Raw genomic sequence first — 210 nt, forward strand, 5'->3', positions numbered from 1 at the left:
AACGACAGGAATCGACGATCCGAGTACACCAAAAGTACCAGGAGATTATCCAGGGCCATTTGAAGCTAACGATGCTTGTTTACCAACAGGAGTTAATACGACCGATAGTGATGGTGATGGATTAACCGATTGTGAAGAAACGACAGGAATTGATGATTCATCAACGACACCAGTACCAACCGGAACAACCGATCCTGATGATGCTTGTGA

Annotated in this window: 1 protein-coding gene; it reads left to right on the forward strand. The window is 44.8% G+C overall.

The window, feature by feature from the left end:
- Nucleotides 1-210: hypothetical protein (locus tag ACH5TX_RS00495; RefSeq protein WP_439337601.1), on the forward strand; the 210-nt coding region annotated here is incomplete at both ends.

It is taken from the genome of Thalassobellus citreus, from assembly GCF_044385915.1.
Taxonomy (GTDB): domain Bacteria; phylum Bacteroidota; class Bacteroidia; order Flavobacteriales; family Flavobacteriaceae; genus Thalassobellus; species Thalassobellus citreus.